Origin of the sequence: Janthinobacterium tructae (genome assembly GCF_006517255.1) — a bacterium.
GTDB classification, from domain to species: domain Bacteria; phylum Pseudomonadota; class Gammaproteobacteria; order Burkholderiales; family Burkholderiaceae_D; genus Janthinobacterium; species Janthinobacterium tructae.
The window spans coordinates 1,074,014-1,093,997 of sequence record NZ_CP041185.1 but is presented as its reverse complement, the minus strand read 5'-3'; the positions used below and the strand labels follow the sequence as shown (position 1 = coordinate 1,093,997).

At 64.6% G+C, this 19,984-nt stretch carries 19 protein-coding genes; 8 read left to right on the top strand and 11 right to left on the bottom strand.

Annotation, left to right across the window (positions count from 1 at the left end; translation table 11 throughout):
- Window positions 1–5 precede the first annotated feature (5 nt).
- From FJQ89_RS04825 to FJQ89_RS04815, 3 genes are read left to right on the top strand one after another with little or no spacing between them, the layout of a single operon-like run.
- Window positions 6–992 carry a CobW family GTP-binding protein gene (locus FJQ89_RS04825; RefSeq protein ID WP_141169277.1) on the top strand — a complete coding sequence of 329 codons (987 nt, stop codon included), beginning with the start codon at window positions 6–8 and terminating at the stop codon, window positions 990–992.
- Entirely contained in the window at window positions 989–1,753 is a 765-nt protein-coding gene (locus FJQ89_RS04820; protein WP_141169276.1) for a HoxN/HupN/NixA family nickel/cobalt transporter, read from the top strand. Before FJQ89_RS04825 ends, FJQ89_RS04820 begins: the two co-directional genes overlap by 4 nt.
- Window positions 1,720–2,235, top strand: coding sequence for a GNAT family N-acetyltransferase (locus FJQ89_RS04815; protein WP_141169275.1), 516 nt, complete (start codon window positions 1,720–1,722; stop codon window positions 2,233–2,235). Before FJQ89_RS04820 ends, FJQ89_RS04815 begins: the two co-directional genes overlap by 34 nt.
- A 13-nt stretch (window positions 2,236–2,248) precedes the next feature.
- Here the strand turns inward: FJQ89_RS04815 and FJQ89_RS04810 are convergent, their stop codons facing one another.
- The 9 genes from FJQ89_RS04810 to FJQ89_RS04770 form a co-directional block, all read right to left on the bottom strand.
- The gene (locus tag FJQ89_RS04810) at window positions 2,249–2,674 is read right to left on the bottom strand and encodes a Fur family transcriptional regulator (protein ID WP_070218730.1); all 426 of its coding nucleotides are present in this window, start codon (window positions 2,672–2,674) and stop codon (window positions 2,249–2,251) included.
- 103 nt (window positions 2,675–2,777) lie between these two features.
- Window positions 2,778–4,130 (bottom strand): alpha/beta hydrolase, encoded by a 1,353-nt coding sequence (locus FJQ89_RS04805; RefSeq protein ID WP_141169274.1) that lies wholly within the window; start codon window positions 4,128–4,130, stop codon window positions 2,778–2,780.
- Between the two features lie 106 nt (window positions 4,131–4,236).
- A complete protein-coding gene (locus FJQ89_RS04800; protein ID WP_141169273.1) occupies window positions 4,237–5,115 on the bottom strand; it encodes a proteasome-type protease in 879 nt (292 codons plus the stop codon).
- Window positions 5,116–5,204: 89 nt separating this feature from the next.
- Window positions 5,205–6,014 (bottom strand): transglutaminase family protein, encoded by an 810-nt coding sequence (locus FJQ89_RS04795; RefSeq protein ID WP_141169272.1) that lies wholly within the window; start codon window positions 6,012–6,014, stop codon window positions 5,205–5,207.
- Complete coding sequence (locus FJQ89_RS04790) at window positions 6,014–6,958, bottom strand: alpha-E domain-containing protein (protein ID WP_141169271.1); 945 nt, start codon at window positions 6,956–6,958, stop codon at window positions 6,014–6,016. The genes FJQ89_RS04795 and FJQ89_RS04790 overlap by 1 nt, the downstream gene beginning before the upstream one ends.
- Complete coding sequence (locus FJQ89_RS04785) at window positions 6,952–8,406, bottom strand: circularly permuted type 2 ATP-grasp protein (protein ID WP_141169270.1); 1,455 nt, start codon at window positions 8,404–8,406, stop codon at window positions 6,952–6,954. Before FJQ89_RS04785 ends, FJQ89_RS04790 begins: the two co-directional genes overlap by 7 nt.
- Before the next feature lie 128 nt (window positions 8,407–8,534).
- Window positions 8,535–9,692 (bottom strand): sensor histidine kinase, encoded by a 1,158-nt coding sequence (locus tag FJQ89_RS04780; protein ID WP_141169269.1) that lies wholly within the window; start codon window positions 9,690–9,692, stop codon window positions 8,535–8,537.
- A 68-nt stretch (window positions 9,693–9,760) separates the two neighbouring features.
- A complete protein-coding gene (locus FJQ89_RS04775) occupies window positions 9,761–10,711 on the bottom strand; it encodes a hypothetical protein (RefSeq protein ID WP_141169268.1) in 951 nt (316 codons plus the stop codon).
- Between the two features lie 11 nt (window positions 10,712–10,722).
- On the bottom strand, window positions 10,723–12,921 hold the full coding sequence (locus FJQ89_RS04770) for a TonB-dependent receptor (protein WP_141169267.1): 2,199 nt from the start codon (window positions 12,919–12,921) through the stop codon (window positions 10,723–10,725).
- A 233-nt stretch (window positions 12,922–13,154) separates the two neighbouring features.
- Between FJQ89_RS04770 and FJQ89_RS04765 the strand changes: the two genes are divergently transcribed.
- The 3 genes from FJQ89_RS04765 to FJQ89_RS04755 all read left to right on the top strand — a co-directional run bounded on the left by FJQ89_RS04765 (window position 13,155) and on the right by FJQ89_RS04755 (window position 16,245).
- Window positions 13,155–13,844 carry a hypothetical protein gene (locus FJQ89_RS04765; protein ID WP_141169266.1) on the top strand — a complete coding sequence of 230 codons (690 nt, stop codon included), beginning with the start codon at window positions 13,155–13,157 and terminating at the stop codon, window positions 13,842–13,844.
- A 209-nt stretch (window positions 13,845–14,053) separates the two neighbouring features.
- Complete coding sequence (locus FJQ89_RS04760) at window positions 14,054–15,007, top strand: 2-hydroxyacid dehydrogenase (RefSeq protein ID WP_141169265.1); 954 nt, start codon at window positions 14,054–14,056, stop codon at window positions 15,005–15,007.
- A gap of 53 nt (window positions 15,008–15,060) precedes the next feature.
- Complete coding sequence (locus FJQ89_RS04755) at window positions 15,061–16,245, top strand: low temperature requirement protein A (protein WP_423245209.1); 1,185 nt, start codon at window positions 15,061–15,063, stop codon at window positions 16,243–16,245.
- Window positions 16,246–16,258: 13 nt separating this feature from the next.
- On the opposite strand, the gene FJQ89_RS04750 is transcribed toward FJQ89_RS04755, so the two are convergent.
- A complete protein-coding gene (locus tag FJQ89_RS04750) occupies window positions 16,259–16,789 on the bottom strand; it encodes a GNAT family N-acetyltransferase (RefSeq protein WP_141169263.1) in 531 nt (176 codons plus the stop codon).
- A 91-nt stretch (window positions 16,790–16,880) separates the two neighbouring features.
- On the opposite strand from FJQ89_RS04750, the gene FJQ89_RS04745 reads away from it, so the two are divergent.
- A complete protein-coding gene (locus tag FJQ89_RS04745) occupies window positions 16,881–17,447 on the top strand; it encodes a helix-turn-helix domain-containing protein (RefSeq protein WP_141169262.1) in 567 nt (188 codons plus the stop codon).
- Window positions 17,448–17,460: 13 nt separating this feature from the next.
- Here FJQ89_RS04745 and FJQ89_RS04740 read toward each other — a convergent pair whose 3' ends face one another.
- A complete protein-coding gene (locus tag FJQ89_RS04740; RefSeq protein WP_243136422.1) occupies window positions 17,461–18,354 on the bottom strand; it encodes a LysR family transcriptional regulator in 894 nt (297 codons plus the stop codon).
- A gap of 63 nt (window positions 18,355–18,417) precedes the next feature.
- On the opposite strand from FJQ89_RS04740, the gene FJQ89_RS04735 reads away from it, so the two are divergent.
- A complete protein-coding gene (locus tag FJQ89_RS04735) occupies window positions 18,418–19,923 on the top strand; it encodes an MFS transporter (protein WP_141169261.1) in 1,506 nt (501 codons plus the stop codon).
- Window positions 19,924–19,984 lie beyond the last annotated feature (61 nt).

Genomic DNA, 19,984 nt, shown 5'->3' with positions numbered 1-19,984 from the left:
ACACCATGACAGAACTGATCCCCGTCACCATCATCACGGGTTTTCTCGGCAGCGGGAAAACCACCTTGCTCAAGCGCATATTGCAGGGCGATCACGGCGTGCGCATCGCCGTGATCGAAAATGAATTCGCCGCCGAAAGCATCGACCATGGTTTGCTGGTGCAGGACAGCGACGAGCAGATCGTGGAAATGAACAATGGCTGCATCTGCTGCAGCGTGCGCGGCGACCTGATCCGCATCCTGGGCGAGCTGCACGCGAAACGCGCAGCCGGGACGATCGCCTTCGACCACGTGATCATCGAAACGACGGGCCTGGCCGCACCGGGACCCGTGGCGCAAACCTTTTTTGCGGAGCCGTCAATCAGCGAGTGCTACCTGCTCGACGCGATTTTGACGGTGGTCGATGCGCGCCATGCGCAGCAGCAATTGACGGCGCACAGGGAAGCGCAGGAGCAGGTGGGCTTTGCCGACCGCATCCTGCTGTCGAAGACGGACCTGGTCGGCAAGGACGCGCTGGCCGCGCTGCGCCAGCGCCTGGTCGCCATCAATGGCCGCGCCGGCATCCAGAAAGTGCGCTTCGGCAATGTGCCGCTGCGCGACATCCTGAACATACGCGGTTTCAATTTGAACGCCATCGTCGAACTGGAGCCGGATTTCCTCGGGGAACTGGGCCACCGCCATGGCGACGGCGTGCAATCGTTCGTGTATCACCAGGCCCAAGCCCTCGATATGCTGCAGGTGGAGAACTTTCTCGATGCCGTGGTGCAGCTGTTTGGCAACCAGTTGATGCGCTACAAGGGCATTTTGTACGTTGCCGACTTGCCATGCCGCGCCGTCTTTCAGGGCGTGCACATGCTGATGGGCTCGGAACTTGGCGCGCCGTGGCGTGATGATGAAACGCGCGCCAGCAAGATCATCTTCATCGGCCGCGACTTGCCGCAGGACATGCTGATCCGTGGCCTGGACCGCTGCGTGGCCAAGGCGGCCGCATGAGCATGGAAGCGGGCATGCCCGCGCTGGCGCTGATTTTCCTGCTCGGCATGCGGCATGGGCTGGAACCGGACCACCTGGCCGCCGTCGACGGTCTCACTTTGCGCAGCCAGGCCACCCATGCGCGCTGGACACCTTGGATGGGCGCGCTGTTTGCACTGGGGCATGGCGTCTGCGTGCTGGCCATCGTGGCCGTTGCCGCCCTGGCATCGCGGCAATTTACGCCGTCGCCGAACTTGTTCGCCTGGCTGGAGTGGCTGCCCATCGCCTTGCTGTTGATGATAGCCGCCATGAATGCGCGCAGCTTGCTGGCCGGTGCGCAACTGGCCGAGGTGCGCGGCCGGCTTCTGCCTAGTTGGCTGCGGGGCGCTTCCGGGCCGCTGGGCGCCATCCTTGTCGGCATGCTGTTCGCGCTGGTGTTCGACACGGCCCTGCAGGCGGCGGCCTGGGGCTATGCGGCCGTGGCCCTGGGCGGCCTAGGGCCGGCCTTGCTCACGGGTACGGTGTTTGCCGTGGGCATGGGCGTGACGGATACCTTCGATGGCTGGGTCACGGCGAAAGTCATGCGCACCGGCAACCTGGTCGCTGCCCGAAAGCTGGATGGCGGCACTGGGCGGGGCCATGGTATTGCTGATGGCGGCCCTGTACGGCTGGACGTTGCATGGCTTGCGGCGCGTGCGTGCCTGAGACGGGGCGTGGGTATAATGGAAAAAAACTCCCGAGTCTTCCCATGCACGCACCCGATATCGTCATCCGCCTGCTGACACCAGCCGACACCGCCGCCTTTTGCGCGCTGCGCCTGCGCGCCATCCTTGACTCGCCCAGCGCGTTTTCCTCGTCGCGCGAGGATGAACTGGCGCGCACACCGGAAGAACACGTTCAGCGCATCGCCGGCCCCATGCAGCGCGGCTTTGGCGCCTTCGATGGCGCACGCCTGGTCGGCTTTGCCGGCTTGCGGCGCGAACCGCTGCGCCAGCTATGGCACAAGGCCTTGCTGTGGGGCGTCTTCGTCGATGCGCCGCACCGCGGGAAAGGCGTGGCGCGGCGTCTCGTCAACGCCTGCATCGAACAGGCCGAGACGGACCCTGCCATCATGCAAGTGCATTTGAGCGTGAATGCGGAAAATAATGCTGCAAGGCAACTGTATGAATCGCTGGGATTTATCGCGTATGGCACGGAACCGCGTTCGATGCGCGTGGGCGACTTGTTTTATGACGAACACCACTTGGCCTTGCTGCTCAAGTGATGTTTCGGGGGAATTATTTACAGCGCGGGCACAGGCCTTTGATCAGGTAATCGACCTCGCCGCCGCTGAAACCTTCCGGCAAGAGCACGGGCGGCGGCAGCTTGACTTCATTGAAGCAGGTGACGTTGGCGCACTTGGTGCACTGGAAGTGCGCGTGTTCGTGCGCCTGGTGGCCGGCGCCCGCGCTGAAGCGCCACACCTGGTCGGCGCCCGCGATGCGGTGCACGAGTTCATTTTCCGTCAGCCATTCCAGTACCCGGTACAGGGTGACGGAATCGATATCGCTGTCCTGCGACAGCGCCTGCTGGATTTCATGGTGGGTCAGCGAACGGCTTTGCGCCATTAAAAAGTCGAGCACCTTCACGCGCGTCTTGGTGACGCGGGCGTTGGTGTTACGGATCAGCGATTCGGCGTGCGGTGTAGAAGATGATGTCAACATGATAGGCCTGCTTGCGGGGGACCGGCTGGCGGCGTCATCGCCGTGCCCGTTGCCACCCTATGGGCCGTATCTTAGCATGCGTGCCGCACCGGATGAAACGGTGTCATGCTTTGAACGTCCAATAGCGGCCGGCGAGCGTATCGACGGGGTCGAGAAAGCGCTGGTCGGCGCGCGCCTGGTCGCGTATCAGATAAAACATGTCGGACAGGGCGGAGCGCTTTTCCGCAAAGTAGGCGTGCTTCATGAAGCTGGTGTCGACCCCGGTGGCGTCGATGGTTTCCACGCCCGCCACGATCAGCATGCCGGCGCCGCTGTCGCCCGCGCGCGGGTAGCCGTGCACGGCTTTCGAGGCGGCCAGGGCCAGGTCTTGCGACGAGGCATACAGGGTGACGGGGTTGCGCGCACCGGCCAGTTTGGGCGCGATATCGTGCTTGAAGACGGCAGCGTCGATGTCGGGTGCGGACAGGATGAGTTCCGTGATTTTTTGCGCCAGCTGCGGCTGCGTGGCCAGCAAGTCGGCCACGGCCCGCGCCAGGCCGCGGCTGCCCATGCTGTGGCCCACCAGATACACTTGCGCCGCCTGCGTGTTGGCGAGAAAGTCGGCCAGAAAGCCGCTGATGTGGGGCGTGCTCCATTCGATATTGTTTTCATCGATCGTATAGCCGGCCAGGTCGCCGCGCGACGGCCAGCTGTAGAACACGGGCGCGCCGTCGAAACCCAGGTCGTAAGCCATCTGCCCCGTGCGCCGCGCCGCATCCTCGAAACTCACGTTGTAGCCGTGCACGAAGACAAAGGCGCTCTTGCCGGCCGAGGCGCGGATCTGCGTTTTGAGCGCTGCAAAGAAGTTGTCGCGGTCCTGCACCTCGGCCGAAAGCAGCACCACGTGCTTGGCCGGGTCGTCGCGAAATTCCAGGCGCCACAGCGACGGCGATTCCAGCTGGCCCATGCGGTGGTCGCGCGGGATGCTGATGTCGCAGCTGCCATAGCTGAGCGGACCAGCGCCGCCGCCATTGCCGCCTGTCATACTGCGTTCGCCGCTGAAGCGCTGCGTCGGCGGCTTGCCCACGTCGCGCTGGCGGTCCGTGGCGAAATACACTTTGACGACCGCATAATTGGACACGACGGCGCTTTTATCGGCTGGCGCGGGTACGGCTTCCACCTCGGGCGCCTGGAGAAAAGGCCGCTGCAGCGCATCGAGCAAGCCTTGCGCGCCAAACAGGGTTGCCATGTCGTCCGGCGCGTTCGCCGAGGCCAGGGCGGCCGACAGGGCCAGTTGCAGGCGGATATTGGCAGGATCGGCTTCCAGCGCGGCGATGGCGGCCAGGATGGCGGCGGCGCTGTCGAACCTGGCGATGGCCAGCTTGAGGCGTTGATAGTGGCTGGCGACGGCCTCGGGCGCGTGGCCGGGTGCGCCACGCCCGATGGCTGCCACGACAGCGGAAGTGATCAAGTCCATGCGCCACCTGCCTTTCAGGTTAATCTGGATTGAATGTCAACCCATCGCCATAAAAGCACGCGCAAAGCGATTTGTCCAGCGCCTTGCGCAGCGGTAGCGTCACCGGTCAATGCTGCTTGTCGTCGCTGAACTGCTGCGCCAGCGATTGCAGGGGCGCCACGGTCAGGCCGCCGCGGCTCACGTGCTCGGGGATGGCCACGCGCACGGGCTTGCTGTGCATGTTGGCGGTCGACAGCACGTTGCTCGTCGTTTCGGGCGCCGCGTTCCACACGGGATCGACGATGCCTTCGAACACATGTTTCAATTGTTCGCCCCAGGTATCGCGGATCATGCGGAAATACTGGTTCTTTTCATCGATGGTGACGAAGCGCGTGACGGCCAGGCTGCCCGTCTCGTAGACGAGCAAGTCGAGCGGCAAGCCGACGGAAATGTTCGAGCGCAGAGTCGAATCCATGGAAATGAGCGCGCACTTGGCCGCCTCGTCCAGGCGCGTGGCCGGGTTGATGACCCGGTCGATGATGGGCTTGCCATATTTCGCTTCGCCGATCTGGAAATACGTGTTTTCATCGTGCGATTCGATGAAATTGCCGGCCGAATACACCTGGAACAATCGGCAGCGCTCGGCGCCTATCTGGCCGCCTAAAATGAAGCTGACATTGAAATCGATGCCGCACTCGGCCAGGGCCTTCGCTTCGCGCTGGTGCACGGTGCGCACGGCGTCGCCCACGATGCGCGCCGCATCGTACATGCTGGCCACGTTCCAGATGCTGCGTCCATCCGCATCCACATGTTCGGAGACGATCTGGCGGATCGCTTGCGAGATCGACAGGTTGCCAGCCGTCATCAGCACCAGCATGCGGTCGCCCGGGTTTTCGAACACGCTCATCTTGCGGAAGGTGCCCACCTGGTCCACGCCGGCGTTGGTGCGGGAGTCGGACAGGAAGACCAGGCCTTCGTTGAGGCGCATGCCTATGCAATAAGTCATCGTCGTAAATCAAGTCAAAAGGGGTAGCATTCTACACCAGCCGGGCCGTACCACCTGCTGGCAAGGCCCGGCCAGCCTCATTCTTGCCACTACACGGGCACGATCTGCACATCGACTCGTAAGGTTTCCGTGCCGCCACCCTGGCGCACGCCGCGCACGGGCGCCGCCGAATCGTAGTCGCGCCCGATGGCCAGGCGGCAATACGCGTCCGTCATCAGCCGCGCGTGGGTCACGTCGATGCTGACCCAACCCGCGAAATCCGGGTCTTCCGTCCAGGCATCGACCCAGGCATGGCTGGCCGCATGGCCCGTCGTGCCCGGATCGATATAGCCGGAGACATAGCGCGCCGGGATGCCCCAGGCGTGGCAGCAGGCCAAAAACAGGTGCGCGTGATCCTGGCACACGCCGCGCCCCAGCGCCAGCGCGTCGCCAGCCGTGGTGGTGACCATCGTGGCGCCGCTTTCATACGCCACCTTGCCGACGATGTGCTCGGCCAGGCGCAGCAGATGCCCCGTGCCTGCCGTGACGCGCTGGTCGGGCAGGCTGGCGGCCGCCAGTTCCAGAATAGCGGGGTTGGCCTGTGTCAGGGCCGTCGGCATGGTAAACAGCAGCGGCGACAAGGTATCGATCAGATTCAGGCGTCCCTTGTGAGGGTAGATGGTTTCCACCACGCCGTGCGCCACCAGGCTCAGCGACTGGTGGCTGCCGTTGATCGTCAGCATGTGCGACAAATTGCCGTAGGCATCCGTATAGGCATGGCACCGGCCCGGCGTGCTGATTTGCCAGGAGAGGGCCCGCTGCTGCGGCTCGATACGCGGCGTCAGGTGCAGCTGCTGGATGGTGTAGGCCAGCGGCGCACTGTAGGCGTAATGGGTTTCGTGGCGGATAGTGAGCTGCATCAGGCCGCCAGGGGAACGAGGAAGTCGCGGCTGACGCGGTTGCCCAGGTCGTAGATGTTTTCCAGAAACTCCGTCAAGGTCAGGTGCAAACCGGCCTTCATGATGTCGTCGATATGGCCGAATTTCAGCTCCGCATGCAGTTTGCCCGCAAACCTTTCTGTATCGGCCGACACATCGTTACGAATATGTTTCAGGTTTTCCACCACGTCATCCATGCAGGCAAGTAAAGACCTGGGCATGTCGCCGCGCAGCATCAGCAGTTCCGCCACGCGTGCTGGCGTGATGACGTCGCGGTAGACCTTGCGGTAGATTTCGAAGCCGGAAACGGAGCGCAGCAGGGCCGCCCAGTAGTAAAAGTCGCGCTGGGTGATGTCTTTCGAGGTGTCGCGCGCGCCGTGGAACTTCACGTCGAGGATGCGCGCCGTGTTGTCGGCCCGCTCCAGGAAGGTGCCGAGACGAATGAAGTGGATCGCCTCGTCCTTGAGCATGGTGCCCAATGTGACGCCGCGCGACAAATGCGAGCGGTACTTGACCCATTCGAAGAAGGCGCTGGGGTCCGTTTCCAGCAGATTGCTGTTTAATCGCTTCTGCATGTCGAGCCAGGTGGCGTTCTGGATTTCCCACACTTCCGTCGTCAACGTCCCCCGCACGGCGCGGGCGTTTTCGCGCGCGCCCGTCAGGCAGGCGAGGATGGACGACGGATTGTTCGGGTCGCGCACCATGAAGTCGAGCACGTCGCGCGTGTGGAAGCGGCCATACTTATGGTCGTAGGCGCTTTGCAGCTCGGAAATGCCCAGGGTGGCGCGCCAGCCCTGTTCCGCGTCCTGCTCGGACTGCGGCAGCATGGACGTTTGCATGTTGACGTCGAGCATGCGCGCCGTGTTTTCCGCCCGCTCCGTGTAGCGGGCCATCCAGAACAAATGATCGGCGGTGCGGCTCAGCATGTTTTCTCTCCTGCAAAAGCGGATGTATCTTCCAGTACCCAGGTATCCTTGGTGCCGCCCCCTTGCGAGGAATTGACCACCAGCGAGCCTTCCCCGAGCGCCACGCGGGTCAGGCCACCTGGCACCATGGAAATGGTCTTGCCGGACAGCACGAACGGGCGCAAATCGATGTGGCGCGGCGCGATGCCGGCGTCCACATACGTGGGGCAGGCGGACAGGGCGAGTGTCGGCTGGGCGATGTAGCCGCCCGGATTGGCCAGCAGGCGCTGGCGGAAGTCCTCGATCTGCGCCAGGCTGGACGCCGGCCCCACCAGCATGCCGTAGCCGCCCGCGCCATGCACTTCCTTGACCACCAGTTTCGATAAATTGGCCAGCACGTACGACAGGTCGGCGCTCTTGCGGCACTGGTAGGTGGGCACGTTGTTGAGGATCGGTTCCTGCGACAGGTAGAATTTGATCATGTCGGGCACGAACGGGTAGATCGACTTGTCGTCGGCCACGCCCGTGCCGATGGCGTTCGCCAACGTCACTCTTCCCGCGCGATACACGGACAGCAGGCCCGGCACGCCCAGCGAGGAGTCCGAGCGGAATGCCAGCGGGTCGAGGAAATCGTCGTCGATGCGGCGATAAATGACGTCGACGCGCTTGGGGCCGCGCGTGGTGCGCATATACACGGAATTGTCGTTGACAAACAGATCCTTGCCTTCGACCAGTTCCACGCCCATTTGCTGAGCCAGAAACGCATGCTCGAAGTAGGCCGAGTTATACATGCCGGGCGTCATGACGACCACCGTCGGGTCGTCCACCCCCATGGGCGCGACGGAGCGCAGGTTGTCGAGCAGCATGTCCGGGTAATGGTCGACGGGGGCGATGCGGTTGCGGGCGAACAGTTCCGGGAACAGCCGCATCATCATCTTGCGGTCTTCCAGCATGTAAGACACGCCCGACGGCACCCGTAAATTGTCTTCCAGTACATAGAATTCGCCCTGGCCTGCGCGCACGATATCGACGCCCGCGATGTGGGCGTAAATGTCGGAAGCGACGGAAATGCCCTGCATTTCCGGGCGGTACTGGGCATTCTTGTAGATTTGCTCGGCGGGAATGATGCCCGCCTTGATGATGTTTTGCTCATGATAAATATCATGGATGAACATGTTCAAGGCTTGTACGCGCTGCACCAGGCCCGTCTGCATCTGCGCCCATTCGGCGGCGGGAATGATGCGCGGGATGGTGTCGAACGGAATCAGGCGTTCCGTGCCGGCATCGTCGCCATACACGGCGAAGGTGATGCCGACGCGGCGGAACGTCAGGTCGGCTTCGGCCCGCTTGCGGGCGATGGTCTCGGGCGATTGCTGCGCCAGCCAGTTGTCAAATTCACGATAGTGTTCACGTACCTTGCTGTCCGTACCCACCTCATCCGCAGTCATTTCATTGAAAAAATTTGCCATGTTGTGATTTCCCTTGAGCCGTGTCTATGTATAGCTCAGCAGGAAGCGTGCCAACAGCGCGGCTGCAGGAAGGTGGAAACATGAGCACTTTTGTGGCGTCACGCCGCCGTTCGCACCAATTCGGTGCGCTAGCTGTCACTCTTGGGAGCGCCGGCGGGCGGGACGAACGGACGGCAATCGACGGGGACGTCGAAGATGAAGCTGGTGCCCGTTTCGGGTGCGCTGTCGACGGCGATGCTGCCGCCGTGGCTTTCGGCCACGTTCTGCACGAAGGGCAGGCCGATGCCCCAGCCGGGCGCGGGGCTGTCGTTCTCGCGGCGCAGGTAGTCGAAGATGCGCTCGGCCTGTTCCGGCGCGATGGCGTGGCCGCCATTGTGGACGGTGAGGATCAGGCGTTCGTGCACGGCTTCCACGTGCACCTTGACGGGCGCGTCGTCACCGTACTTGATGGCATTGCTCAGCAGGTTTTCCAGCGCGCGCCGCAACGAGTTCTCGCACCACCAGCCGGTGACGGCTTGCCCGCTGACCTGGCATTTGCCGGGCCGCTGCAGGTTGACCTGGCCGGCCACGGCGTGTACCAGCGGCAGCACGTCGAACTGGCTCAGCGCCAGCGGCAGCTGCTGGCCCCGGTGGTAGCTGAGGCTATCGAGCAATTCCTCGATCATGCTGTCGAGCCGTTTGCTGTGCTCGGCAATCTTGTGCGCCAGCAAGACCACCCGTTCCGGGTCGGCTGGCCGCAGCAGCAACTGGGCGCTGGTGCTGATCACGGCCAGGGGATTGCGCATGTCGTGCGACAGGCCGGCCGCGATGCGGCGCCGGAAGCCTTCGTGCATGCTGGTAAATTCGCGTATCGATTCGCGGATGCCCACGTCGATCGAGGCGTTGATCACCTGCCAATCCTTGCGGCGCAGGGTGATGCCGGACGCATGCGCAACGGCGGCGAAGCAGTCGCGGAAGATCTGGTATTCCTGGATCACCTGTTCCGGCCCGTAATTGGTCATGCGCGCCCGTTCATTGCCATGCACGGCGGGCACGTTGCTGTTGCTGGCGGCGTTTTCGCGCGGATGGCCCGGCGTCAGCGCTTCGGCCAGGTTATCGAAAAAGGCGGGCAGAGTATTGATGAGTATGGGCGTGAGCAGCTGGTCGGCGCCGCGCACGCTGGCGCGCACGCGCTGTTCCCAGGCGCTGAGGACGGCGTCGCGCATGGCGCAGAGGCGCTGCGCGCGCTGCAGTGGCTGACGCGCGCTGGCCTGGCGATCCGCCTGATGATCCGTGGCAATACTCACCTGAACTCCCTGACAGGAATGACTATGCTCATCATAGTATGCACCTAATCCGCCGTCAGGAAAATGCCTTATTGACCAGTATCTGCCTGCTGCAGGGCCGCCTGCAGGCGGGAAAGCGAGGCTGACCAGTCGGCCAGCGAAAAGTTCTGGGGGTCATCATGACCGTTCGCAAAGCCCGTATCGAGCACGGCGTGGAAGGCAGGGATCAGCCACGTGCCCTTGCGCACGCTGGCGGCGAAGTACAGCAGGGCCAGCCGGTCGTATTGCGCGGGCGTAAAGCCCGGATCGGGCGCCAGGCCGTCGTTGCCCCTGCCGCCACCGGGCACGGAGCGGCGCGGCTGCACCAGCTCCACGTGCAGGAACAGGCCCGTCAGCGACGGCTTGTCCTTTTCCAGCTTGCTGGCATAGCCGGGCGTGCCAAAGTTGCGCACTGCCAGGGAATTGCCGAGGCGGTTCACGTAGACATGGCCTTTCGGCCCGCCGCCCGGCGCCGGATTGCGCACGGTAAAATCGTTGAAGTCCCAGCTGGCGTCGTTGATGTGGCCTGGAATCGTTTCTAACAAGAAATTCGGGTAGCTGGTGTCGTGGATGACGAAAAAGCGGGCCATGGGCGCGGCCAGCCGGCCCACGGCGCGCGACAATGGCGCATCGACGGCGCCGCCCACGTCCGCTTCGCTGATCGATTGCGCGGCCAGCCAGGCGCGCAGGCGGGCCGGGGCAATGCCCGTGCGCTGACCGACGTGACTGGCAAGGAAATCCGGCAGCGGCCCACTGTCGCCCAGGCGCGCATACAGTTTCACCGGGCGCAGCAAACACGTGGCTTGCGCCCGCGCATCGCCCTTGAAACCGCTCTTCCAGGCGGCGTAGGGGCAGGCGGCTTGCTTTTGGGCAAGGGCGGCGCTGGCGGTGGCGAAGAGCAACAGGGAGAGGAGGGCGGGGCGCAGTGTCATGCGCGCATTGTCGCCGAAGCACAAACGATTGCACAGGGGCGCACGCGGCGCGGCGCCCCTGCCGGGCATGGAATTGCCGTTTAGAAGTTGACCGAGGCCGAGACGACCACGGTGCGCGGCGCAGCCAGCACCAGGGAGCCGATGTTGAAAGACGACACGGCCGACGACCAGTAGTTGCGGTCCGTCACGTTGTCCACGCGGGCGCGCAAGGTCACGTCATGGCCCGCCAATTGCGTCAGGTAGCGCGCGCCGATGTCGAGGCGCGTCCACGATGGCAGTTGCTTGCTGTTGGCCAGGTCCGCATATTGCGTCGAGGTGTAGATGCTGCGGGCGTTCAGACTCAAGCCTGGCGCGCCGGGCACGTCCCATTCGCCGCCCACGCTCACCTGTGTTTCCGGTGCGCCGATGGGGCGCTTGCCATTGTTGGCGGCCACGTCGGTCTTGCTTTGCTGCGCCTCAAGCCACGTCAAGCCGCCCAGCAGGCGCACGCCCTGCGTCGGCGTGCCGAAAATCGACAATTCCAGGCCTCGGTTGCGCTGCTCGCCAGCCAGTTCGGCGCGCTTGCCGACCACGGCCAGCAAGGGCTTGGCCGTGGTGAACAGGGCGGCGCTCATGCCCAGCTTGCCACCGTCATACTTGAAGCCGATTTCCTTTTGCTTCGATTTGTACGGCGCAAACACCTCACCCATGTTCTCGACATTGAAGCGCTGGCCGTTTTCCACATACGTTCCCGTGGCCGCCGGCCCCTTGACCAGCGCCTCGATGTAGTTGGCGTACAGCGACACGTTCTTGCTGGTTTTGAAGACGATGCCGGCGACGGGCGTAGTGGCGCTCTCGTCATAGGCCTTGCCTTGCAGCACCGAGGTGTTGTAGTCGTAACCGGCATCCTTGATCTGCTGGCGGCGCAGGCCCACGGTCAGCAGCAGCTTGTCGTCGAGGAAGGCCATGGTGTCGGCCAGGGCATAGCTGCTGAGGATGGTTTTCTGGGTGATGCGCGGATCGCTCATGTTGCCGCCCGTGTAGGGGGTTGCCGGCGCGGCGACATTGACGGGCGCGTAAATATTGGTGGCAAACGCGTCGCCGATGGCATACGCATTCTTCGCTTCATTCCAGTGCCCGGACCAGCTGGCCACCAGCGTGTGCTTGACGGCACCCGTGACGAGCTTGCCGCGAATGCCCACTTCGCCCGTGCGGATTTCCTGCTTGCGCGCATTGTCGAAGCGCGACACCGTGGCATTGCCATTGATCGAGGTCAATGACGGCTCGGCCAGACTGTTGGCTTCCCTGGTCGAGCGGGAGCCAAATGCGGCCCAGCCCACCACATCCTTGGCAAGGTCCACCTCGGCGCGTGCCGTGCCGAACACATCGTGTTCCTTCGAATAGCTCCAGGGCTGGGCGAAGTTCTTCGAGGCATCGGGCGCGCCAGGCAGCACGGCCACGCTGCCAATGCCAACGGATGGGCGGGGCGCCGTCAGGTTGAAATTCTGGTAGCCGGCATCGGCCGACAGGCGGTAGCCGCGGCCGCGATAATCGAGGCCCACGGAAAACATGCCCACGTCGTGGTCTTCATGCTCGATGCCCGTCTCGCCCTGGCGCTTGGCGGCGTTCACGCGCACGCCAAACTCCTGGTTCTCGCCAAAGCGGCGCGCCACGTCGATGGCCGCATAGGCGTGGCCGCCCGATTCCACGCCCACCGTCAATTCCGTCAGCGGCGTGTTGCCTGCGCGCTTGGGCATCAGGTTGATGGCGCCGCCGATGCCGCTGCCGCCCGGCGCGGCGCCGTTCAGGAAGGCGCTGGCGCCACGGAACACTTCCACGCGCTCGAGCAGTTCCGGCGATACATATTGACGGGGCAGCACGCCGTACAGGCCGTTATACGCCACATCATCGGAATCGAGGGCGAAGCCGCGGATCACATACACTTCCTGGAAATTGCCATAGCCGCGCGACATGCGCACGGCCGGATCGCTTTGCAGCAAGTCGCCCACGCTGCGCGCTTGCTGATCGGCAATGAATTGCTGCGTATAACTGGTGCTGCCGAATGGCGAGTCCATCATGTCCACGGCGCCGAGTATGCCCATGCGCCCGCCGCGCGCCACCTGGCCGCCCGCATACGCCTTCGACAAACCTTCCGCCGAGGCATCGGCGGAGGCGTTCACGACCACTGTCGGCATGGTTTGCGCGTCGCCGGCCGGCGTGGTTTGGGCATGGGCGGCGCTGCTGGCCAGCAGGAAGGCGGCCAGGGCGAACGGGGTAGGGGCAAGGCGGAAGGTGCGCATGGAGTTATCCGGATATTAATGAGAATGATTATCATTATATTCCAGCGCGGCGCGGTGCGTGGGAAAGTGTGAGAATGTTGAAAAGAAAGTCGCCATTCGTACAACAACTGCCGGAGCAGGCACTGGAATCTGGCGGGAAAGGGCGCGCCAGACGATACCTTGTGGATTTATCAATGCTTGCCGCACCATTTCGCTAGAATGGGCCATCGCGCCCGGCGCCCACAGGAAACCGCATGCCATTGCTCCGCCATCTACCGTCCGTCTCCATGCGCGTGCGCATACGGGACGGCCTGAGCCTGAAAGGCGCGGCCGTCGCGCTGATCCTGGCCATGCACGCGCTGGGCCTGTACTTCCTTTTGCTGCCGGCGCGGCAGCTCAAGCAATACACGGAAGTGGCTTTCATGACACTGTTGCCGCCACGGCCAGTGCCGCAGACGCCGCCGATGGCCTTGCCGTTGCCCATGCCGATTCCTTTGCCGCGCGCGCGCGCCAGTGTGGTGCCTGCCACGCCGTCCGCCATCCTCGCACCGCCTGCGGTGGCAGCGGAAACCATCACCGTGCCGGCCGAAGAATTGCCCGCCGCGCCGTCCACGGCGCCATCCACCGCAGACTTGCGCACGCGCGCCCGGCTGGCGGCAGGCGCCGCCGACAAGGCCCTGCGTGGCGAACTGAAACAAGACAAGCCCTGGCTGGCCGCGGCCGATCTGAAAAGCGAAAGCAGCTTCCAGAAACTGGTCGCCTCCGCCTGGCGCGGCGGCCCGATCATCCGCGTGGAGGAATACCTGACGGCCGATGGCCGCCCCGCCACGCGCGTCGTCAGCGCCGTCGGCGCCACCTGCTATGGCCTGGATGCGAACCCGGGCGCGGGCGCCGACCCGTTCAAGACGGGCGGCAAGGTAAAACGCGTGCCTTGTCCGGGTTGAGGCGATCTGACAATCGTTGTGGCGGTGCTTGTCGGCTTACGGCCGTTGGGCTAAGCCGACCTACGCATGATGCAAGGGTGATCCATGCCAGGCAAAAACCGCGCGGCGGGCAGGGTTTTAGGGGCGGTAACAGGCGATGCCATCCCCCGCAGGGTCGCAAATATGCTAAGTTGCGTCTGCAAATCTTGCCGACACCGACCCGGACGCCCATGCCACCCGAACTCCTCATTCTCGCCCCCAGTCCCTCGGCTGCCGTCAACGCGCAGCTGGAGCAGCAATACACCTGCCACCACGCCTGGCAAGTGCCGGCGGACGGGCGCCACGCCTGGCTGGCCCAGCGCTCGCCGGCCATCCGCGCTGTCGTCACCACGGGCGCGCTGGGCTTGAATGCCGGCGACATGGCCTTGCTGCCGCATCTGGAAATCATCGCCGTCAACGGCGTGGGCCTCGACGGCGTGGCGCTCGACCAGGCGCGCGCGCGCGGCATCGCCGTCACCACTACGCCGAACGTGCTGACCGATGACGTGGCCGACGTGGCGCTAGCCTTGCTGCTGGCCAGCGCGCGGCACATCGTGGCGCTCGACCGTTTCGTGCGCGACGGCGGCTGGGAACGCCGTGAAGCGATCGCGCCAGCTTCCAGCCTGCGCGGCAAGACGGCCGGCATCTTCGGCTTCGGCCAGATCGGGCAAGCCATCGCGCTGCGCCTGGCCGCCTTCGGCGTCCACGTCCGCTACTTCCAGCCGCGCGTCATCATGGGCACGTCCGTGCCGCGCGCCGCATCCCTGCTGGCCCTGGCGCAGGAAAGCGATTACCTCTTCGTTTGCGCGCCGGGCACGCCGGCCACGCGCCAGAGCATCGACCGCAGCGTGCTCGACGCGCTCGGTCCGCAAGGCACCCTGATCAATATCGCCCGTGGCGCCCTGATCGATGAAGACGCCCTGATCGCCGCTTTGCAGGATGGCCGCCTGGGCGCGGCCGGTCTCGATGTATTCGCCGACGAACCGCGCGTGCCAAACGCCTTGCGCGCCTTGCCGAACGTCGTGCTGACGCCCCACGTGGGCAGCCTGACCGTGGAAACCCGCCATGCAATGGGGCAACTGGTGGTCGATAACCTGGCGGCGCACTTCGCCGGCCTGCCCTTGTTGACGCCAATCACATTATAAAAGTCGCCAGTTAAACGTTTTAATCAAGCTTGAATGAAAGAGTAGCTATGGAATTGAGAAAATCGCTGTTGCGCACGCGCGGCGGGCAAGACAGCGGCAAGGTGGGCATGATCGAGCTGTTCTTCGACCTGGTGTTTGTGTTTGCCGTCACGCAACTGTCGCATGGCTTGCTGGCGCATTTGACCGCCATGGGCTGGCTGCAGACGGGCTTGCTGCTGATGGCCGTCTGGTGGGTGTGGATTTTCACGTCGTGGATCACCAACTGGCTCGATCCCGAGCGCATTCCCGTACGCATCAGCCTGTTTGCGCTGATGCTGGGCGGCCTCATCATGTCGGCCTCGATCCCCGAAGCGTTCGGTACGCGCGGCCTGGGTTTTGCGCTCGCCTACGTCGCCATGCAGGTGGGCAGGCCCCTGTTCGCCTGGTGGGCCGTGCGCCATGAAGAACTCGCGCGCCGCCGCAATTTCCAGCGCATCGCCCTGTGGGCAGTGCTGTCCGGCATCTTCTGGATCGCCGGCGGCGTGGCGTCGCCCGAGCAGCGCCTCTTCTGGTGGGGCGCGGCCCTGCTGATCGACCTGGCCGGTCCATGGATGCAGTTCGGCATGCCGGGCCTGGGCCGTTCCTCGACGGCCGACTGGGATGTCGATGGCGGTCATATGGCCGAACGCTGCGGCCTGTTCGTCATCATCGCCCTCGGTGAATCCCTGCTGGTGACGGGCGCCACGTTTGCCGGGCTGGAATGGACGCCCGGCAACTGGCTCGGTTTCCTGTCAGCACTGGTCGGCAGCATCGCCATGTGGTGGATTTATTTCGACACAGGCGCCGAGGCGGGCCACCATCGCATCGCCCATTCGAAGGACCCGGGCCGCATCGCCCGCAAGGCTTACACGTATATCCACGTGCTGATCGTGGGCGGCGTGATCGTTTCCGCCGTGGCCGACGAACTGGCCCTCGTGCATCCGGATGAAGCAAGTTTTGCCGGCATCAGTGCCTTGCTGGGCGGCCCGATCCTGTATCTGCTGGGGAATGCCTTATTTAAATGGGTCAGCAATGACCGCGCCACGCCGCCGCTGTCGCATTTGCTGGGCATCTTGATCATCCTGGCGCTGATCCCGATGGCCTACGGTCGCCTGTATTCACCTTTGACCCTGGCTTGCATCACCAGCTGCGTGCTGGTTCTGGTGGCCGTGTGGGAACATATGGCGCTGCGCCGCCCGCCGCCGGAGATCGATCCTTGACGCCTGCCTGGCCTTAGCCGGGCGGCGCAATGCCGTCCGGATCGCTGCGCGTGTCGAGCTGCAGCTGCAGGAACGCCAGGTCCAGCCAGGCGCCGAACTTGGTGCCGACTTGCCGCATCAAGCCCACTTCCGCGAAGCCCAGCTGCTTGTGCAGGGCGATCGAGCCGGCATTGCCCGCTTCGATGCCCGCCACCATCACATGCTTGCCCAGGCCGCGCGCGCGCGCGATCAATTCCCCCATCAAGGCCTTGCCGATGCCGGCGCCGCGGCGATCGGCGCGCACATACACGGAATGCTCGACCGTATGCCGAAAACCCTCGAACGGGCGCCAGTCGCCGAACGAGGCGTAGCCGGCGACAGTTCCTTGCGCATCGATGGCGACCAGCACCGGATAGCCGGCCCGCTGGCGGTCGGCCAGCCAGGCCGCGCGGTTGGCCGCATCGACCGTCCGTTCATTCCAGATGGCCAGGGTATTGCTGACGGCATCGTTGTAGATGGCCGTGACGGCCTCGATGTCGCCCGCATGGGCGTCGCGTATGTGCATGTTGTTCTCCTTGCTGGTCGTCTACTATAATGGACAAATCATAGATTGCCGCCCACGCCTTGTCCAATAGAATCCGAATGGAAGCTAATATATGTCCACTAAACCAGACGAATTGAACCAGCGCATCGGTGCCAGGGTGCGCCTTGAGCGGGAAAACCTGGGCTGGTCGCTGACGCAGCTGGCGGCCCGCTCGGGCGTCTCGCGCGCGATGGTGCACAAGGTGGAACGCGGTGATTGCAGCCCCACGGCTACCTTGCTGGCGCGGCTGTCGGGCGCCTTCGGCCTGAGCATGTCCGAACTGATCGCCCGCGCCGAGATGCGCGCAGGGCGCTTGCTGCGCAAACTTGAGCAGCCCGTGTGGATCGACCCGCAGAGCGGCTATGTGCGGCGCCACGTGTCGCCCGCGTCCGACATGCCGCTCGACCTCGTGCATATCAGCTTGCCGCCCGGCGCCGTGGTGGCCATGCCGGCGGCCGCCTATGTGGCGCGGCGCCAGCTGATATGGTCGCTCAGCGGCAGCCTGGTGTTCATCGAAGGCGATACGCGCCACGTGCTGGATGAGGGCGACTGCCTGGAACTGGGGCCGCCGGCCGACTGCGTGTTCAGGAACGAAACGGCGACCGCTTGCACCTACGCCGTGGCCGTGCTGAAGAACTGAGGCTACGCCAGCGTTACAGCGCTACAGCGCGCAGCTGGGCAATGAAGGCGCGCGCGGCCGGCGCCTGTTCGTGGCGGCGGAAGGCCACGGCGATTTCCGAGCTGATCTGCGGCGTGGCCAGTTCGCGGAATACCATGCCGGGCAATTGCACACTGGCCATCACGGAGTGGGGCACGATGGCGCAGCCCACGCCCAGCGACACTTCCGTCAGCACGGCCACCAGGCTGCCGGGGCGCGACACCACCTGCGCCGCAAAGCCGCCGCGCCGGCTCACTTCCAGCGTCCCCAATTCCTGTTCCGGCACGATGAACGCCTGCTGCGCCAGCGCGGCAGGTTCCGCCATATCGAGACGGGCGAGCGGACTGTCCGCCTGCACGGCCAGCACGAAGCGGTCGCGCAGCAAGACCACGCTGTCCAGCCCGTCCGGCAAGTGCAGGGGCGGGCGCACGAAGGCCAGGTCGACGCGGCCCTGGTCCAGCAAGCCGGGCAGGGCATCCATCGCGTATTCGCGCGCACCGATATGAATGCCGGGATGGCTGACGCGAAAGCGGGAAAACTGGTCCTGCAGCACGCCTGAGTATGCGGCCGAGGCCACGTAACCGATTTCCAGCCGGCCCAGTTCGCCCCGCCCGGCGCGGCGCGCCACGTCCTGCGCCTGCGCCAGCTGGTCCAGCGCGCGCGCCGCTTCCAGCACGAACAATTCCCCGGCCGCCGTCAGGGACACGGCGCGCTTGCTGCGCTGGAACAGGCGCGTGCCCAGCAACTGTTCCGTTTCCTGCACCTGCTTGGTCAGCGCGGGCGGCGAAATGCCCAGTTCCGCAGCGGCCCGCGCAAAATGCAGGCTGTGCGCGACGGCCAGCACGCAGCGGAAATGCCGCAATTCCATGTCTTTGTCTGTATTCACCATGGGTGAATTATAAGGCGCTTGTCTTATAACAGAAAATAATACAAGACTGCTTAAAATACAGGCATGAAAAATACCAACTGGACTTTATATACGTGCTCGGGCGTGTGCGCGCTGATCATGCTCGACACCAACGTGGTGGCCGTCTCGCTGCCCTCGATCGCCCGCTCGCTCAACGCCAGCTTCGTCGACGTGGAATGGGTGGTCAGCGCCTACATGCTGGCGTTCGCCTCGTTCCTCTTGCCCGCCGGCAGCATCGCCGACCGCCTGGGACGGCGCAGGGTCATGCTGTATGGCCTGGCCGTGTTCGCGCTGGCGTCCCTGCTGTGCGGCCAGGCGTGGACGCCGTTCGTGCTCAACGTGGCGCGCGCCATCAAGGGCCTCGGTGCGGCGCTGCTGCTCACCTCCGCGCTGGCCGTCATCGGCCACACGTTCCATGCGGAAAAGGAGAGGGCGCGCGCCTGGTCCGTGTGGGGCGCGGCCATGGGCGTGGCCATGACGGTGGCACCGCTGTTGGGCGGTCTGATCACGAGCGCCATCAACTGGCGCTGGATTTTCTACCTGAACCTGCCCGTCGTCGCCATCCTGATGTGGTTGGTGGGCAAGCACGTGGACGAATCGAAGGATGCCTCCAATGCCAGCTTCGACCCGGCGGGCGCGGCGCTGTTCTCCGCAGGCCTGTTCTGCATCATCTGGGGCTTGATCGACGCCAGCGTGGCGGGTTGGTCCAGTCACGCCACCATGCTGCGCTTTGCGGCCGGCGCGGCGCTGCTGCTTGTGTTCGTGCTGGTGGAACGGCGCCAGCGCGCGCCGATGGTCGATTTGTCGCTCTTTGGCCGGCGCGTGTTTGTCGGCGCCGTGCTGGGCATGTTCGGTTACGCCATCGCTGCCCAGGTGATGATGACGTTTTTGCCGCTGTATTTGCAGAACGCCTTCGGCTTTTCCGCCGTGCTGGCCGGCTGCGCCATGCTGCCGTTTGCCGTCGCCATGGTGCTGCTGTCGCGGCTGGCGCCGCGCGCCATGCGGGTTCTGGACGACCGCGGCATTTTGGTGACAGGCTTGCTGATCGTCGCCGTGGGCAACGTGGCCACGGCTTTTGCCGCCGCCAGCCTGCAATACGGCTGGGTGGCGGCCGGCATGGTCGTCACGGGCGCGGGCGCGGGATTGCTGAACGGCACCACGCAAAAAGCCATCCTCGCCTGCATCCCGCGCGAGCGCACGGGCATGGGCTCCGGCATCAGCACCACCACGCGCTTTGTCGGCATCGTGCTGGCCGTGGGCGCGCTGGGCGCCGCGCTGGCCATGCGCACGGCGGACTCGTTCGACAAGTTGGCGTGGCTGCATGGCTTGAAGGCTTCGCCCGAGATGATAGGGCGCATCGTCGCCGGCAACGCGGCCGAGGCCTTCGGCCAGCTGCCGCCCGCCATGCAGGCCGTGGCGCAGGAAGCGGCGCGCCACGCCTTCATCGACGGCTTTGCCAGCGTGCTCTACCTGGCTGGCGGCTTGGCGGCCGTGGTGGCGGCGCTGGTGTTCGTGCTGGCAAGGCCCGTGCAACAAGCGGAAAAAGTGTAACTGTTCAGCAAGTTCCGCGTGCGCCGCCTCTGCTTGTAATATGATGCCAACGAGCAATACA

Bases quoted from the DNA above. Each gene is read 5' to 3' on its own strand.
- FJQ89_RS04815 (WP_141169275.1), top strand. From the start codon at position 1,720: ATGCACGCACCCGATATCGTCATCCGCCTGCTGACACCAGCCGACACC.
- FJQ89_RS04825 (WP_141169277.1), top strand. From the start codon at position 6: ATGACAGAACTGATCCCCGTCACCATCATCACGGGTTTTCTCGGCAGC.
- FJQ89_RS04810 (WP_070218730.1), bottom strand. From the start codon at position 2,674: ATGTTGACATCATCTTCTACACCGCACGCCGAATCGCTGATCCGTAAC.
- FJQ89_RS04795 (WP_141169272.1), bottom strand. From the start codon at position 6,014: ATGCAGCTCACTATCCGCCACGAAACCCATTACGCCTACAGTGCGCCG.
- FJQ89_RS04785 (WP_141169270.1), bottom strand. From the start codon at position 8,406: ATGGCAAATTTTTTCAATGAAATGACTGCGGATGAGGTGGGTACGGAC.
- FJQ89_RS04805 (WP_141169274.1), bottom strand. From the start codon at position 4,130: ATGGACTTGATCACTTCCGCTGTCGTGGCAGCCATCGGGCGTGGCGCA.
- FJQ89_RS04750 (WP_141169263.1), bottom strand. From the start codon at position 16,789: ATGCACATACGCGACGCCCATGCGGGCGACATCGAGGCCGTCACGGCC.
- FJQ89_RS04765 (WP_141169266.1), top strand. From the start codon at position 13,155: ATGCCATTGCTCCGCCATCTACCGTCCGTCTCCATGCGCGTGCGCATA.
- FJQ89_RS04760 (WP_141169265.1), top strand. From the start codon at position 14,054: ATGCCACCCGAACTCCTCATTCTCGCCCCCAGTCCCTCGGCTGCCGTC.
- FJQ89_RS04800 (WP_141169273.1), bottom strand. From the start codon at position 5,115: ATGACTTATTGCATAGGCATGCGCCTCAACGAAGGCCTGGTCTTCCTG.
- FJQ89_RS04790 (WP_141169271.1), bottom strand. From the start codon at position 6,958: ATGCTGAGCCGCACCGCCGATCATTTGTTCTGGATGGCCCGCTACACG.
- FJQ89_RS04740 (WP_243136422.1), bottom strand. From the start codon at position 18,354: ATGGTGAATACAGACAAAGACATGGAATTGCGGCATTTCCGCTGCGTG.
- FJQ89_RS04770 (WP_141169267.1), bottom strand. From the start codon at position 12,921: ATGCGCACCTTCCGCCTTGCCCCTACCCCGTTCGCCCTGGCCGCCTTC.
- FJQ89_RS04745 (WP_141169262.1), top strand. From the start codon at position 16,881: ATGTCCACTAAACCAGACGAATTGAACCAGCGCATCGGTGCCAGGGTG.
- FJQ89_RS04735 (WP_141169261.1), top strand. From the start codon at position 18,418: ATGAAAAATACCAACTGGACTTTATATACGTGCTCGGGCGTGTGCGCG.
- FJQ89_RS04820 (WP_141169276.1), top strand. From the start codon at position 989: ATGAGCATGGAAGCGGGCATGCCCGCGCTGGCGCTGATTTTCCTGCTC.
- FJQ89_RS04775 (WP_141169268.1), bottom strand. From the start codon at position 10,711: ATGCCCGGCAGGGGCGCCGCGCCGCGTGCGCCCCTGTGCAATCGTTTG.